The sequence below is a fragment of the Enterococcus wangshanyuanii genome (genome assembly GCF_002197645.1).
GTDB lineage: Bacteria > Bacillota > Bacilli > Lactobacillales > Enterococcaceae > Enterococcus_L > Enterococcus_L wangshanyuanii.
This window is the reverse complement of the sequence record NZ_CP021874.1, coordinates 441,221-457,389: the sequence shown is the minus strand read 5'-3', so window position 1 is coordinate 457,389 and position 16,169 is coordinate 441,221. Positions and strand designations below refer to the sequence as shown.

11 protein-coding genes are annotated in these 16,169 nt (G+C 35.2%); 1 reads left to right on the top strand and 10 read right to left on the bottom strand.

All coding sequences use genetic code 11. The annotated features are described in order from the left end of the window. Positions 1-20: 20 nt before the first annotated feature. The 7 genes from CC204_RS02115 to CC204_RS02085 all read right to left on the bottom strand — a co-directional run bounded on the left by CC204_RS02115 (position 21) and on the right by CC204_RS02085 (position 10,930). Positions 21-572 carry a pectate lyase-like adhesive domain-containing protein gene (locus tag CC204_RS02115; protein ID WP_088268595.1) on the bottom strand — a complete coding sequence of 184 codons (552 nt, stop codon included), beginning with the start codon at positions 570-572 and terminating at the stop codon, positions 21-23. 35 nt (positions 573-607) lie between these two features. After that, positions 608-1,837, bottom strand: a complete 1,230-nt coding sequence (locus tag CC204_RS02110) for a nucleotide sugar dehydrogenase (RefSeq protein WP_088268594.1) — start codon at positions 1,835-1,837, stop codon at positions 608-610. 270 nt (positions 1,838-2,107) lie between these two features. Next, positions 2,108-2,701, bottom strand: a complete 594-nt coding sequence (coaE, locus tag CC204_RS02105) for a dephospho-CoA kinase (RefSeq protein ID WP_088268593.1) — start codon at positions 2,699-2,701, stop codon at positions 2,108-2,110. 5 nt (positions 2,702-2,706) lie between these two features. Next, entirely contained in the window at positions 2,707-3,543 is an 837-nt protein-coding gene (mutM, locus tag CC204_RS02100; RefSeq protein WP_088268592.1) for a DNA-formamidopyrimidine glycosylase, read from the bottom strand. A 125-nt stretch (positions 3,544-3,668) separates the two neighbouring features. Next, positions 3,669-6,308 (bottom strand): DNA polymerase I, encoded by a 2,640-nt coding sequence (gene polA / locus CC204_RS02095; protein ID WP_088268591.1) that lies wholly within the window; start codon positions 6,306-6,308, stop codon positions 3,669-3,671. Between the two features lie 586 nt (positions 6,309-6,894). Further along, positions 6,895-10,191 (bottom strand): VaFE repeat-containing surface-anchored protein, encoded by a 3,297-nt coding sequence (locus CC204_RS02090; protein WP_088268590.1) that lies wholly within the window; start codon positions 10,189-10,191, stop codon positions 6,895-6,897. 361 nt (positions 10,192-10,552) lie between these two features. Next, on the bottom strand, positions 10,553-10,930 hold the full coding sequence (locus tag CC204_RS02085; protein WP_088268589.1) for a hypothetical protein: 378 nt from the start codon (positions 10,928-10,930) through the stop codon (positions 10,553-10,555). 726 nt (positions 10,931-11,656) lie between these two features. On the opposite strand from CC204_RS02085, the gene CC204_RS02080 reads away from it, so the two are divergent. Then, entirely contained in the window at positions 11,657-12,568 is a 912-nt protein-coding gene (locus CC204_RS02080) for a helix-turn-helix domain-containing protein (RefSeq protein ID WP_088268588.1), read from the top strand. Between the two features lie 122 nt (positions 12,569-12,690). Here CC204_RS02080 and CC204_RS02075 read toward each other — a convergent pair whose 3' ends face one another. The 3 genes from CC204_RS02075 to CC204_RS02065 all read right to left on the bottom strand — a co-directional run bounded on the left by CC204_RS02075 (position 12,691) and on the right by CC204_RS02065 (position 15,918). Then, the gene (locus CC204_RS02075) at positions 12,691-13,602 is read right to left on the bottom strand and encodes an aldo/keto reductase (protein WP_088268587.1); all 912 of its coding nucleotides are present in this window, start codon (positions 13,600-13,602) and stop codon (positions 12,691-12,693) included. 60 nt (positions 13,603-13,662) lie between these two features. Next, complete coding sequence (locus CC204_RS02070; RefSeq protein ID WP_088268586.1) at positions 13,663-15,141, bottom strand: helix-turn-helix domain-containing protein; 1,479 nt, start codon at positions 15,139-15,141, stop codon at positions 13,663-13,665. Between the two features lie 213 nt (positions 15,142-15,354). Further along, the gene (locus tag CC204_RS02065) at positions 15,355-15,918 is read right to left on the bottom strand and encodes a hypothetical protein (RefSeq protein ID WP_088268585.1); all 564 of its coding nucleotides are present in this window, start codon (positions 15,916-15,918) and stop codon (positions 15,355-15,357) included. Between the last annotated feature and the right edge of the window lie 251 nt (positions 15,919-16,169).

Below are 16,169 nucleotides of genomic sequence, written 5' to 3'. Positions count from 1 at the left end.
TAAACATTCGGGAAACCTAATCAATAGTGATATGCTCTTAAAACAACTACTTCGTTAAAATCAAGCTCTAATCCTGCTGGAAGATTCAATTCAACTTTCCCTAGATCGATTTCTCTTCCTTCTCCTTGAATCACCACATACCTGTTGGAATCCGTTTCAAGAAAGTTAAGCAATAGAATCGGTCGGTGTAGCTGCTGCTTTTTTGTTTTATCAAAATGAAGAATTTTTTCTTTTTGAACCGTTATTCGATTTTCTTTAGCTAATTCCGCTTCAGATTGAGGGAATTTAATATCTTTCTTCAGATAAATTTCGCTGATTTGTTTGTTTGATAAAGCCTCGATCAGCTCTGACCAAGAAGACACCTCAGCATATTTTTTTTCCTTTATCACCAGTTGAGTGGTTTGACTTTCTTTTATTGTTTTTTTAGGTGCTTGTTTGATCAGATGTACCCCAAAAATAAGACCTGGTATAGCCAAAAGTATAAGCAATGGCGCCAGTACTGTTTTTAGTAATTTTTTTGAGCGCAAATTTTCAATGGCCTGTTGCTCTTTCCGCTTGTTTTTTCTGGACATTTCACTCACCTATTCTTTGTCTAGATTTCAATAATTTAAACAATTGTCAAATCGTAAAAAAGGCGGCTATTTTCAATGATCTTTGGTTTGTTTTCTTCATACAGTTCGTGATCCACTGCGTAGATCACTAAATCAAAAGAAGTAAGTTCATGATAATTTTTTTCTAAACGGTGTATCTTTTCGTCATCTTTTGTATAATATGCATGTAAAACGTCATCATAAGCAACGATTTGTGCAGTCATTTTTCCTAATTTATCCATCAATCTACGAACAGATGACATCCGAATATCTGCGACATTCTTCTTATAAGTCACCCCTAAAATAGCAATTTTTAGACCCGATAGATCTTTCTCCTGCTCACTTAGATATTCATTGATCTTATGTAAATGATACTCAAGCATAGAGTCATTGATTTGGCCTGCAGTGCTGATCAAAGGAGTATCCAGACCTCTTTGTTCCATCAACCAAGTCAAATAGTATGGATCCACCGGGATGCAATGACCGCCAATTCCTAAGTTGGGTGTAAATTTCATGAATCCAAATGGTTTCGTTGCTGCTGCCTCCAGCACTTCTCCTACACTGATTTCTAAATTATCCGTGATTTTTTGCAATTCATCTGCCAAGGCAATGTTGACTAGTCTAAACGTATTTTCATAAATTTTCGCTAATTCCGCTGTTTTTAAGTTTGAGACCGCTGACACATGATCTCCGTAAAATGCTTTTGCCTGTGCAAGACAATTTTTAGTATGACCAGCTACGATCCTTGGGATTTTAGCACTTAAAGACTGCCTATTCCCAGGGTCGATTCGTTCTGGAGAATAGGCTATGTACAAATCCGTACCTATGTTGTACCCTTTTTCTGCAAATTTTTGCACTAAGTATTCTTCAGTGGTCCCAGGATACGTAGTGCTTTCTAAAATGATCAATGAACCGGCTTTTACTTTATCTTCAATCAGATTTACTGCTGATTTCACATAACTCAAATCCGGAATTTTATCTTCATCAATTGGCGTTGGTACATCAATAATGTAGATATCTTTATCCTTAAGCAACTTTTCATTAGTCGTGAAAACTGTCCCTTTTTTTAGCATTTCACCGATTAATTCATCTGACATTGTATCAAGATAGCTAACCCCTTGATTCAACGAATCAATCTTTTTTTGATCAATATCAAACCCCGTCACCTGATGGCCATTTTCTACATGATTCATAACACTAGGTAATCCTACATAACCTAATCCAATGACTACAATTTCTTTTTCCATACTTCAATCCCCTTATATTTGTTTATTTTTTTCATTTTACTTTTACGTAAGATAACACAAATCAAATATAATTGTCTATATATTTTTGAAACATTTAGTTATTATAACTTAACTATATAATTACTCATATCATATCTATAAATCGAAATTTTTCTGACGAAAACGCAAAAAAACGATGTGGAATTTCTGTTTTCACATCGTTTTTTCGATATTTAAAAATACTAATTATCAACATAAATAAAATAACTAAATAACACAATCACTATATACTCAAAAAATATTTTTTGAAAGCCATTTCTTGACTTGTTTTTTTGTTTCTTCTACTGTTTTTTGATTATCAAAAATAAGATCTGCGCGTCTTTTTTTCTCTTCGATCGGCATTTGACTATCGATTCTTTGTGCAGCTTCTAAACTTGAAAGATTATCTCGCTCCATTAATCGAGATAATTGCACCTCTTCCGGAATGTAAACAACTGCGACTTGATCGACAACTGCGTCATACCCGCCTTCATAAAGCAATGGAATATCCACTATAACTAATGACGACATATTTTTTTTCCGATCGATGTCCTCTAAAATAGCCGCTCTTAAAAAGGGTGACAGTACATGATTCAAGTGATCTCTCTTTTGCTTATCTGAGAAAATAAGCTTTCCTAATTTTTTTCGATCTAAGGATCCGTCACTAAACAATATTTCAGGACCAAATGCGTCAACGATCGCTTGAAGTCCTCGAGTCCCCGGCTCAACTACTTCTCTAGCAATCACATCAGCATCCACGATAGGAAAACCTGCTTCTTTAAAAATCTCCACGACTGTGCTCTTCCCAGTAGCGATCCCTCCAGTTAAACCTAATATCATTCCCATCTATCCTAGTTCCTCACTTTCAAAGTTTGACATTTTGGACAAAAATGAGTCCCTCTTTGAGCAACTTTAATTTTTTTAATTGGTGTGCCGCATCTTGGACATGGCTGATTTGTCTGACCGTATACATTTAATGATACCTGAAAGGTCCCAGCTTCTCCTAATGCATTCAAATAACTGCGAATCGTTGTCCCACCCGCTTCAACAGCGCGTCCTAAAACGTCGATGATCGCGTAATAAAGGAGATTCACTTCTTTAGAATTTAACGAATCGGCCGGTTGCTCCGGATGGATTTTAGCTTCCCATAATGCTTCATCAACGTAAATATTTCCTAATCCAGTTACTAAACGTTGGTCTAAAAGTAGTGGTTTGATTGCCTTATGATGTTTTTTTAAGCCTTCACGAAATGGCTTCAATTTGAATTCAGTTAAGATTGGTTCAGGACCTAAAGCTAGAATCCCTTTATAATTTTTCCCTTGATTTTTTTCAACGAGCGTCATTCGACCAAATTTGCGAACATCCAAATAACGAAGTTCAGTTCCATCAGTAAACGTAAATATCACGTGGGTATGCTTATCACGTGGATCTTCGCTGTCATGGGTTTCGTATTTTCCTTCCATTCTTAAATGAGAGATCATATCATAATCAGTGAATTTAAAAATCAAATATTTTCCGCGACGATCCATTTTTTCAAGACGCTGTCCAACAAGTTTTAGAGCAAAAACCTCTGCTTCTGGCGCTTCAATGATTCTCGGCCATAAGATAGTTACTTCTTTGATCGTCTTCCCAATAACTAATTTTTCCAACCCTTTTCGAACCGTTTCAACTTCTGGTAATTCAGGCATTTTTCTTCTCTCCTTAGTGGAAAGAGACTGATCATAACCGCGTTGAAACAAAGGAACTTATTTCTAAGCTTAAGCACCCTCTGAACCAATCGATCAACCAGTCTCTTTCTAATTCATTTATTTCTTTATTTTGCTTCGTACCATGTTTTGCCCCAACTGCTGTCTGTAATCAAAGGCACATGAAGAGCAACAGCATTTTCCATCACATCTTTGACTAAGTCATTTAGTTTCTCAAGCTCAGATTCAGGGACTTCAAAAACGAGTTCATCGTGCACTTGAAGTAGCATAGTCGCCTGCATGTTTTCTTCTTTTAAGCGTTGATCCATTTCGATCATTGCGATTTTCAAAATATCCGCCGCACTTCCTTGAATCGGCGTGTTGATCGCTGTACGTTCAGCAAATGAACGTAAATTGAAGTTTCGCGAATTGATATCAGGCAAATAACGGCGACGATGATACAATGTCTCAACAAAGCCCTTGTCTTTTGCATCACGAACGATCTCTTCCATATATTTTTTAACGCCTGGGTATTTTTCAAAGTACGTATCGATATATTCCTGTGCTTGCTTTCTAGTGATTCCTAGATTTTGAGACAAGCCATAATCACTGATTCCATAAACGATCCCGAAATTCACTGCTTTTGCTTGACGACGCATGTTTGGCGTTACATCTTCTGCTTTTTCAATACCGAAGACCCGCATCGCCGTACTGGAATGGATATCCTGCCCTTCAATAAACGCTTCTTTTAAGTGCTGATCGTCTGAGATGTGTGCTAATACACGCAATTCAATTTGTGAGTAATCAGAAGAGAAAATAAGCCAATCCTTTTCTCTCGGAACAAATGCTTGACGAATTTTTCTTCCCTCATCCAAACGGATCGGTATATTTTGCAGGTTTGGATCGATCGAACTTAAACGTCCAGTTTGTGTCAATGTTTGCACGTAACGTGTATGAATCTTCTCGTCAGGCTGAATTACTTTCAGTAAGCCCTCTACATACGTTGATTGGATTTTGGCGATTTGGCGGTACACCAAAATATCTTCGACGATCGGTGCCTGCTCTTTCAATTGCTCCAAAACATCGACCGCTGTTGAATAGCCTGTTTTCGTCTTTTTGATGACCGGCAAGCCCATTTTTTCAAATAAAATCACACCTAATTGTTTTGGCGAATTCAAGTTGAATTCTTCACCTGCTTCAGCATAGATTTTTTGTTCGATTTCACGTAGACGGTCTGAAAATTCGATACGCATATCTCTCAATCGCTGAGCATCTACTCTGATTCCAGTAATTTCCATATCAGCTAAAATACGAGACAAGGGTAATTCCATTTTATAGAACAGATCTGATTGATTTTTTTCAGCTAATTCATGATCCAGTTTTTCTGTCAGAAAATGGATCGCATTGACTTTTCTTGCCAAGTGACTAAAGAATACTTCTTCATCTTCAGGTAATCCTTTTTTAGCCCCTTTTCCATAGATCGCTTCATCTGATTGAATGTCACCATATCCGTAATATTGTGCAACACCTTCAATATCCGTGCTATTGTCGTTCGTATCTAATAAATATGCCGCCAGCAATACATCAAACTTGATACCTTTTGTTTTGCCAACATAACGATTAAGTGATACATACGTACGTTTCGCATCATACACGACTTTCTGATATTTATCTGACAAGAGCCAGTCGATAAAAGGCTGACTTTCAAAAAGAGCCAAATTGTTTGTTGTATAAATCTTTTTCTTTGTTCCCCATGCTACTCCGACGATCGGCGATGTATGATAATTGGCTTCCATCATTTCTACATACAACGCCATATCTTCTGTAAACATCTCTTTTGTAAACGTATCAACAACATCAAAATGAACATCCGCTAAATCAACAGCTTCTTCTTGAATATTCAATTTACTTAAATGTTGTTTAAATTCCATTTCACGATAAAAAGGAACTAATTTGTCTAAATTTTTTCCATTATAAACTAGATTATCAATCGAAATGTCGATCGGTGCATTGACATCGATCGTTGCAAGCTTTTTACTTAAAAAGGCCTGTTCTTTATCATTGATCAAGTTTTCTTTCATCTTGCTTGGTTTCAGCTCATCGATATGTTCGTATAAGCCTTCTACCGAACCATACTCTGTCAACAGTTTGATCGCTGTCTTTTCACCTACCCGAGTCACTCCGGGTATATTATCTGAGCTGTCTCCTGCAAGACCTTTCATATCGATTATTTGTAGAGGGGTCAAGCCGTATTTTTCTTTAATAAACTCTGGTGTATAAGTGACTAATTCACTAACGCCTTTTGCAGTCACCTCTACTCTGATATTCTTATCAGCCAATTGCGTTAAATCTTTATCTCCTGAGACTACAACTACTTCAAAATCATCTGCTTCCACACGACGTGCAAGAGTCCCAATGATGTCATCAGCTTCGTATTCCGGCAGCTCATAGTGCTGTATACCCAAAGCATCGATCAGCTCGCGTATATAAGGCATTTGTTCCTTAAACTCACCTGGAGTTTTAGCTCGACCAGCTTTATAGTCATCAAAAAAAGCATGGCGGAAGGTCGTCTTTCCTGCGTCAAAAGCAATCAAGACATGACTTGGCTCTTCTTTTTGCATAATGTTGTCTAACATATTGTTAAAAAATAGAATCGCATTTGTATGTAAGCCATTTTTGGTTTTAAATGACTCAAAATTTTGAACAGCATAAAACGCTCGAAACGCTACACTATTCCCATCTACTAATAATAACTTCTTTTTTGTCATTCTATTTCTCCTTATCTTCAGCAAACTGGTGTCCTTCTCTATTCTAACAAAAATCTTAAAACTTTGCAGTAGAGAAGAAAGGAAAGGTCACATTCAAATTTAAGGCACAAAAAAACCGCTCTGCACACATTCAGAGCGGAACATTAGGATTCACACAAATGAAACAAACACACACTTTTTTTGTTTTGTTTCGATAGTTAAACAATACAAGGAAGTTATGAATAAAATGTGAATGAAAGATTTCTAAAATGTAACTTTTCTTCGATAAAATCCTTCTTCTTAACTACTATTTTTTGATGCATCTTTTCTACATGTATTATTATTTTTGGGGAAGACTGATTTTTTTCTCTCTAATATCACTAAGAAAAATCACTATATAAAAAGTAGTAGCTGCTTTTTTCTCGCCGTTATTTTAAGTGTAGAAAGCGAAACAAAACGGATGTTTAGTTTTGTCTCGCTCTCCTTCTTTGAATCAATTACTTTTGTCTTTGTCTCATTGTAGATGTCTGAAAATTTTTCAGAATAGATTTTTTCAACTTATGGAAGCTGTGATCGTTCATCAGCTTTTAGATATTCATTTCTTATTCTATCTTAGTTTTTTTCGACGTTCTAATTGAAGGATCACGCATAGAATCAACATGAATAAAGCAAATAGAGCTAGGTTTTCTGATGCATTTTCTCCTGTGCTCGGTAATGATGACCTCGGACCAGAAGTTGCTGGCAAAGTACTTGTATTATTTACTAGTGGTTTGAAGCGTACTGTTTGCTTCTCATTCTCTAAATCTAAATGCTCAGCTATTACTTCATTTTCAGTCAGTAAAGTCTCTGTAAATACGATCCCGTCATTACTAAATAATTGACTATCGATCTGATACTCAAAAGAAAGTGTGATCTCTGTTTTTTCTGCAATAAACGTTTTTTGCTTCGTTAATTCGTCAATGCCTCTTCCGTCTGATAAGCGATGCCCATTCACATTTACAGTATACTTATGTCCAATGATCAAGCCTGTAATCTTAGCTGTTTCCTGGATTGTTGTATTTTGTGCTGGGACTAAGATTTTCTCTCTGTTTTTCCCTTGAGCCAAAGTCGTGATCTTGGGATCGGTAAATTGAATCGTTTGTTTTTTATTCGTCAAATCATTGTGTTCTGCAATGACTTCATCGTTGAACAATAATTTTTCAGTAAATACGATGCCATCGCCAGCTAATTCTTTTCCACTTAAAACAAAATCAAAACTGTAGCTCATTTTTGTTTCAGTCGCTGTAAACACAGCTTCTTCCCTTATTTTTTCGTAAGGCTCCCCCGTCGATAAGCGGTATCCTTGAACAATTACCTTATACTCATCACCAATAATTAGGTCAGTAAAAACAGCGGTTTCTTTAATTGGTATTTTCGCTAACGGGTCAAATTTCTGTTGTTTATCTTTTCCATGAGCTTTTGTAGAAATCTCAGGATCAGTAAATGAAACGGTTTGATCTCCATTCTCTAAATCTTCATGATTGGCTACTTCTTCACTTTCGTAAAAAAGTTTTTCAGTAAAGACAAGTCCATTCCCTTGTAGGTCTTTGCCATCTAAAATAAAATCAAATGTCACTTCCATCGTCGGGCTTGTTGCAATGAATGTTTTCGTTTCCAAAGCATCATCATATGGTGTATTATCATTTAATCTATAAGCCTGAACAGTCGTTGTGTATTTATGTCCGACAACAAGATCAGTAAATGAAGCTGTTTCTTTGACTGGAACTTTTGTTAAGGGGTTAAATTGTTGCCTGCCATCTTCTCCCTGTGCTTTTGTAGTTATTTTAGGATCATTGACTTTTATCGATTGTCCTTCATCATTGATATCTTCATGTTTGGCTACTTCTTTTTTACTTAGGGTGTCATAGATGTATTCATAGAAAACAAGTTTTTTTCCACGATATTTATTTCCATCTACAGTCGTTTTTACCACATGAAAACCTTCATAAGCTGGCGGAACAAATGATCCTTGAAGTGTTTCAAGAACCTCGCCTGTCTCTTGATCGACGATTTTCGCAGTGTACTGATAGGTTCTTCCAGCAAATAGCCATTTATAGTAAATCGTATCTTCTAATTCGATTTCTTTTGTCGGATCAACAAATTTTTCCCCATTTTTTCCAGTTGCAGTTGTATTGAGCACTACTGGATTAGGCTCATTATCAACGATGAGCTCTATTAATTTCCCATCGTTTTCCACCGTAACGTTGAAATCATATTCTGTTGTGTTTGGTAAAAAACCATGCAGCGGCTCCAATTCAACAAATCGGTAACCATCCCTATTATATAAAAGTCGTTCGATATTTATTTCTCCATTGTCATCTGTTTTATATTCACCAATCAGTGTTTTTGTCACACCAGTCAGCTTGTATAAAGCAAATGGGACATCTTTTAACGGTCGATTCGCATCCTTTTCACGTTTGATCAATTTGATTGGTTGTTGAGCCCAACGATTCGTGAATGTTTTTGTAATCGTTTGTCCAGGCTCGATCACGACTGTTTGTGGAATGTTATCGATAACACGACCTTCAGGAGCACGAATTTCTGTGATCGTTACACTTGTCCCCATTAAAATGTCATCAAGATTGACCAAGCCATCCTCACCTGTTGTTCGCTCTTCAACTATCCCATCATATTCAAATCTGAAAACAGCATCTGCAAGCGGGTTGCCCTCTTCATCAAATTTTTGAGCCGCTGCCGAACCAGTCTTAACAACCTTGACGCGAATTTTAGTTTGTGTCGATTGAGCTTCACCGGCTGTTGTCATCGTTTGAGCATTTTCTTTCACCCAAAAATATTGAACACCGGAAACAGGAGAATTTCTTTGAAAAACAATCTCTCCATCATTAGAGTTTATAGAAGGAGTGATCTTCAACGTGTTTCCATCTTTTGACACACTTGTATTTCCGTCGTTTCTGATCTCATGATAATAATTGAACACATTTTTACTATCATTCAATTGTACAGTTTCACCTGCTTTGACCGTGATTTCCTGATTATCAAAACTAGGTTTTGTCCGATGATTGTCTGCTCTAGCATCAATTTGACTCTTATAAGCAGCATAATTAGTCAAATCACTTTGAACTGTATATCCTAAAGCTTCCCAAATATAAAACTGTGTTGCCATATATAACTCATCAGAATCATTCCCATTGGAGCCAAAATTGATGATATTGTTGATTATCTGTTTTTGGTTCTCATTGATCAAACCTATTGAAGGATGCGGAACATAACCTTCACCTTGGCCAAACTCAACTCCTGGCTGAACACAATAAGCAATACCTCCATCTATTCTAAACTTTTCAACATGCAAGGCAATAATCAGCCAAGTTTGATCTAATTTTACTGAATAGGACATTGGTATCAGCTTTTCTACTGATCCAACGCCTCTAGCTCTCGCAAAAGGTATATTGAGGACAACACCTTGATCATTTGTTACATGAACTTCAAAGGTTGGATTTACACTAGCATAAGAGCCGTACATATGATTAGCTAAAGCAATGATTTCTGCATCAGTCAAGCCTTCTACACTATATGGATCTGCTCTTGCAGCTAATTCAGCACCTGATCGTTCTTGCTCCGTATTTTCTTCAGTGCTTTCTTCCTCAAGCAACGAATCTTTTTCAATCACTGGCTCTGGAAACGCTGCTTCTAATTCATTTGGAGTTTCTAGTTCCTCAGTGCTTGTTTCGATCGTTTGACTGTCTGTAGCGTCGATCGATTGATCTCTCTGTTCATCATCAACTAAACTGTTTTCTACCCCATTTTCTGCATAAGCTGTGATTGGCTGTATCACAAATATAAAATTTGAAGCTAGCATAAAGAAAAGAACAAGCCATGTAAGAATTTTCTGTTGTCTTATTTTCATTATTTTCCCCCACTTAATCATTTATTTTATGCTTGTTTCTTTCTTCGGCGGTGATCGAATTTCCATTGCTGTCCCTCCTTTTAGGTACAAAAAAAGACGACCTTTTTGTCGTCTTACCTGAGTCTTGTCTATTCTTTGTCGGCGATAAAAGTAACTAAATTTTAACCTGCCTAAAAAAATGAGTGAGAAAACTCATGTCCTATCGTGAAGTTTATAGCAATCGAAACTTCAAACTCTATGAGAGCAGAATACTTGAAAAGTCTCTCAATGTCACAGCAATACCTCATTCGGTTCTACTCTTTCGCCCTAAGCTGTACTGATAACGAAAGCGGTGGACTCACCGGATATTCAATTTCTGTCGCTATTTTTTACTCATTTGATATACTTTAGCATTGAGCTTCAATTTTTGGTTATAGGCTAGGCGTTGGAGAATACTATTGTAAACATCACCTTTACCCGTATAATAAAGAGCTGCACCTTGCTTTGAACGTTTAGCAATCATTGTCTTTTTACAATCAAAAACCATATGAACGTCTTCATAAATGTTTTCTATTATTTTCGACTCAACAACCGTATATTGCTTTCCCTTTTTCCCTTCTTCAAAATACATTACACGTTTTTCGATCGTTTGATTTTCCGGATTTACAGTCCATTGAACAGATTGGCCAAACAGCTTCATTGATTTAGCTGAGGAAATAATATCCTCTTTTGTCATTTTTATAGAATCTTTCCTTGCCAAATTAACACCTCCAACAACGCTTCTTCATTTTTAAGTAAAGCTTAAAAAGAAGAAACTAATAACAAAAAAGCTAGGGCGCGCCACTTATTAAGTGTAACGCGCCCTAGCTCAAATAAACACACAAACAAAATGCGAGTAATACAAAACGAAAGTTTATTCTTACTAGTGATAGAAAAATAAAAAGCTGCTTTTTTCTCTATCAAAAATCTGAAAACTTTGCTATACTCTAGAATGTGGCTTGCTTCAGTAAGCTACAGGGGTGCATTCCACATAAATCAGTACACGCTGTTTTATTGTGGACTAGTATTATGCTGACCTAGGCCTGAGAAACCTGGCGAGTGATACTAGCGCATCTCTATTTTTTTTATTAGTTTCTTCTTGTTAAACTTCAATACTCTTTTAAATTAACATGCTTTTAAAAATAAAACAACTATTTTTTGATTTTTATATTACGAACTTGATACTAAAATCAACTTCCTTTTAGTAATAAATAACAATGCTTACCACATTCTTCATTCATTTTATTTGTTCTCCCATTTCTCTCATTATAGATCCTTTGAAAATAAGTTACCATCGATCATTGAAAAAAGCGCAAATTTTAACTATCTCCTTCTCAAAAACGATTTATTTTCGTCTTTTTGAGCGAAATATCGACTCTTTTATTAATTTTTTTTAATAGTTCAGCTATAATCTTTTCTTGAAATCAATAAAAAAGGAGCGATTACTATGAAAACAAAATCAGATGGAGAAGTATTAAAACAACTGCGCACCTATCGAAAACTTACTCAACTAGAGTGCTGTCAAGGAATCATTTCAAGGCATACGTATTCTAAGATAGAAAGAAATCAAACCGGTATACAAGTTCAGATCTTGGTTGAGTTGCTTGAGCGCTTGCATGTAAGCTACGATGATTTTCTCTTTTTAAAAATGGGCGGTCAAACTCCTGAATTTTATCGAAAAAAATGTGCTGAATATACAAGAGAAAATCTTTCACATGACTATCCTCAAAAACTGTACAACACATTAGAAAAAAAGAAAGAACAAAGTATCAAACATTTTCACGATTATTTATTTTGTAAAAAGAGGATGAATGAGCTCGACGTTGAAAAAATTGAACAAATATCAGAATCTGATTTAAATCAATTGCATTCATACATAAACAGATTAACCTTTTTTTCTACCATCGATTTAACATTGTTTTCGGATATGTGTACTTTTCTGACATATAAAACAGCTAAATATGCAGGTTTGAAAATCATTGAACAGCTTGATGATTTTTCTGACTACCTTTCACTTACTCAAGCATATCAACAGGCTTTTCATCAGGCACTGACTACAATGACTTCTGTCGCTTTAAATAACAATGACTATCTTTTTGTTCAACTATTACTAAAGAAAACAAAAGAATTCATTTTTTATTTTCCAAGTCATTATTATTTAGTCAATTTTCATTTGAATACAGATATTTTGAATTACAAGCAAACTGAAAATAATTATTATTTGACCAAACTATTTGTATTGAAAGACTATATGAAAATATTGGAAGATCACTCACTTGCTAATAAAATAGAGGAACAAATAAAAACACTACTTCAGCAAACAGCGTCATTACCAACGAACCAAAGCAAGTATCTTTGATCAAAAAAGTCCATTCCCCACATATGGAATGGACTTTTTATATTATTCACACACAAAATAGGATTGCTTTACAACAGAAATGATACTCAATCATTGTGAAGATTATATGAAAAACATATATCTTAAGGTAGAATATTCCCCGCAGCGCGATAAATTTCATACCATTCTTCCCTTGAAAGCACGATATCAGCTGCTTTTGCTATCTCTTTGATACGCGCAGTATTCATCGTTCCAGCAATCACTTGCATATTAGCTGGATGTCTTAAAATCCAAGAAGTTGCTAAACCAGTTGATGAGCAATCGTACTTTTTAGCAATACGATCTAGCGTTTCGTTTAACTCTGAGAATTTCTCATTTCCGAGAAAAACACCTTCAAAAAAGCCATATTGATAAGGAGACCAAGCTTGAATCGTCATTTGATTCAATCTAGAGTAATCTAAAATACTCCCATCTCTGTCAACACTTGCTTCATCGGTCATATTGACATGAATCCCTTGATCGATCATTCCAGTGTGCTTGATTCCAAATTGTAGTTGATTTGCCAGCAATGGTTGTTTAACCGTTTTTTTCAGCAATTCAATTTGCAGTGGTTTTTGATTACTTACACCAAAGTATTTCACTTTTCCTTGAGACTCTAATTGATCAAAAGCTTCAGCAACTTCTTCTGGTTCTACCAAAGTGTCAGGACGATGCAGTAATAATGCATCGATGTAGTCTACACCTAAGCGTTTCAAACTGCCTTCCACAGAAGAAACAATATGCTCTTTCGAGAAGTCAAACATTCCTTTACGAATGCCACATTTTGTTTGGATAATGATATCTTCCCTTTTGATCGTGGATTCTTTTAAGGACTTACCAAAGATCGTTTCGCATTCTCCTCCACCATAAATATCAGCATGGTCAAAAAAGTCAATGCCATTTTCATATGCTGTTTCAATTACTTCTGTAGGATTTTCTGCTCCATTCATTCTCATACACCCAAGAATAACTGATGCTGCCTCTAATTCACTCGTTCCAAATTGAATTTTCTTCACTGTGAAACCTCCTAAATTTGTCTTTACTTTTATAGTTTACCACAACTCGATGAAAGGGCTTCAATTAATTACTTTTTTTAGGTATCTTTCCAATTGAAAAAACTGTTTTTCACAAAATTCAATATCGATTAGCATCACTGGCCTTTCACACTGATGAAATAAATTTTGGTGGTATGTGGTCGTTAAAATAAGCGTTGCATAACCGATCGTACTGGATGTTCGAGCATAAATAACGACTAAATTATATTTGTATTGAAAAAAAGCAGTGATTCGCTTACCTAATTCATATTCTTTTTCCATGGAGAAATCTGTCATCAAACAAATGACGATCTTTTTTTCATTGTAAACCGGTGATGTAAGTGTCGATAAGATTGTGAAATAGCGATGAACAAGTAACTCTCTCTTCACTTTTTTATAGATTGGAATTTCTACTATCAGTTCATCAACACACGTATGAATCCTTTTCAGAAACTTAGGGTACATTTCCTGCAGTTTGTTGACAGAACGATTTCGCTCGAATGATAAATCAGAAACTAATTCATAAAGTAAGTGAAAAGAGAGAAAGCTTATCACACTTGCTTTGGAATGCTCGATCTTTTTCTCCCAAAAAATCTGTCGAAATCTAGTTGTTGCTATTAGCGTATTTAAATAGCAGGTGGTTTTTTTCAAAAAATGTTCTTCAATAATAAAAGCTTGCATACTTGCACCATAGTAGGGTAAAAAATTTGCCTGAATCATTAAATACAGATACGCAAATTCTGACAGAGGTATTTTTTTAGCGAAGCCTTCTTTTACAATCGTCTGAACAAAATTTGAAAAAATGGCACTTTCTTTTAAATAAGGAGACCACTCACTTTTTTGACGAATCTGATGGCCATTGCTTTCGCGCCATAATGCAATCTGGATCATGCGGGAAAAAGATAGTTTCTGAAGATCGTTGATTTTAATCTGAAAAAAATGAATGATCGTTTCTGCTAGTTTATCACTAGATTCTATTTCAGATGAGAGAAAGCTGCCGATGGTTCCTCGATAGACAAGCCAATAAAAATGCAAAATAAATGCCCGGATTTGTACTTCATCTCCCACAAGTTGATAACTGCCTCTTCTTAAAGAGAGTCCACTTTTGCGTAACCATAAATCGATTTTTTTTATTCGTCTTCTTAAACTGGACTCACTAATTGAAAGTCTTTCTGAAAATTCTTTCGTTTGAATAGTTGTATCGTCTATTATTGCCTTCAAAAAAATAATTTCAGGGAGCTCACACAAAAATCTAGTTAAAAATATTTCTACATAATAATCACTAGATTTTTTTAAATAATAGTAATTTATGGATTTGCGACTGATCGATAACTCCGCCTCTAATTGAAATTGTTTGATAAGAAGCTTTATCTTCTTTATGTAACGCAAAATCGTTTTTGCATTTATAGATAATTTTCTTGAGAATATCTCCAACTTTTCTTTGCCATCAGCAGAAGCAAGTAATAAGAAAAGATCTAGTAATTTTCTGGCATCGTAATCAATAAGTTCTTTGTAATCCATCTCCTATGTGTTCCCCCAATAATTAGTTTTTGATGTCTTCTAAATACAAAAATGAGTCTACATAGATAAACTACGCAGGACTCATCGATTTTCATTTTTTATTCAGTTTTTGTATTAGATAATCAAACTTTTGAGTACACAAATTAGAAAAATCATTATTGCGCCGCAAATAAAAAGATTTTTTATGCGTATGTTATTCATTAAGGAGTTCCTTTAACGCCATGTATAACTTTTTAGTCGCCAACAAATAGCTGCCTTTTTCATTTTCAATTTTTGGTAGCCCCTATACCATAACTCTTGCGCAAATTTCAATCGGTTTTGTTCAGATGCCTTTTTTATCACAATATACATTTGAGTGATCGCTTTACGGTTCATTTTATACTTTTTACGGTTTCCACCGGTGAACCCATAAAATATTTCTACGCCCTCAGATTTTTTTGTTCTAGGAGAATTTTGAACCAATTCATTGTGTGCCTTCTTGATTCTTTTTAATAACATTTCTGTGTACTGGGGATCAAACTGATGATAGATGATGAATTTGTGCAAACGTGTGTATTCTATTTTAGCGATATGATTATAAAGTCGTGAAGCATAATCAAGCCCTTTATATAAAATATTCGCACTGAATGACATGTTTACCATCATCTTGTATTGCTGAACAAATGCTTCTTCTAGTTTTCGTCCGTCATTTTGAAAAGGAACTTCCTTATTCAATTTTTCCAAAAATTCATACAATAAATAATTTTTGCGTTCTTCCAATTTGGCCGTTTTTTTCATTTTCTTCTTCCCCCTTTTTTATAAATAATGAATAAATTTCGGTAAAAATAAATAAAAACAAAATGCTGAGATAGACAATTATAATTTTATGTACCAGTTTTTAAAACAAAGGAATAAACTAAAATTGTTAGCTAAATCAGCTCAATAGCATGTCGTACTTTCACCTCCTTCACCAAACGAATGAAACTATTTCGGTATAAAAATAGATTATCATTCAAAAGAACAAAAAGCAACGACAAATTGATAATTAA

Bases quoted from the DNA above. Each gene is read 5' to 3' on its own strand.
- CC204_RS02115 (WP_088268595.1), bottom strand. From the start codon at position 572: ATGTCCAGAAAAAACAAGCGGAAAGAGCAACAGGCCATTGAAAATTTG.
- CC204_RS02110 (WP_088268594.1), bottom strand. From the start codon at position 1,837: ATGGAAAAAGAAATTGTAGTCATTGGATTAGGTTATGTAGGATTACCT.
- coaE (WP_088268593.1), bottom strand. From the start codon at position 2,701: ATGGGAATGATATTAGGTTTAACTGGAGGGATCGCTACTGGGAAGAGC.
- mutM (WP_088268592.1), bottom strand. From the start codon at position 3,543: ATGCCTGAATTACCAGAAGTTGAAACGGTTCGAAAAGGGTTGGAAAAA.
- polA (WP_088268591.1), bottom strand. From the start codon at position 6,308: ATGACAAAAAAGAAGTTATTATTAGTAGATGGGAATAGTGTAGCGTTT.
- CC204_RS02090 (WP_088268590.1), bottom strand. From the start codon at position 10,191: ATGAAAATAAGACAACAGAAAATTCTTACATGGCTTGTTCTTTTCTTT.
- CC204_RS02080 (WP_088268588.1), top strand. From the start codon at position 11,657: ATGAAAACAAAATCAGATGGAGAAGTATTAAAACAACTGCGCACCTAT.
- CC204_RS02070 (WP_088268586.1), bottom strand. From the start codon at position 15,141: ATGGATTACAAAGAACTTATTGATTACGATGCCAGAAAATTACTAGAT.
- CC204_RS02065 (WP_088268585.1), bottom strand. From the start codon at position 15,918: ATGAAAAAAACGGCCAAATTGGAAGAACGCAAAAATTATTTATTGTAT.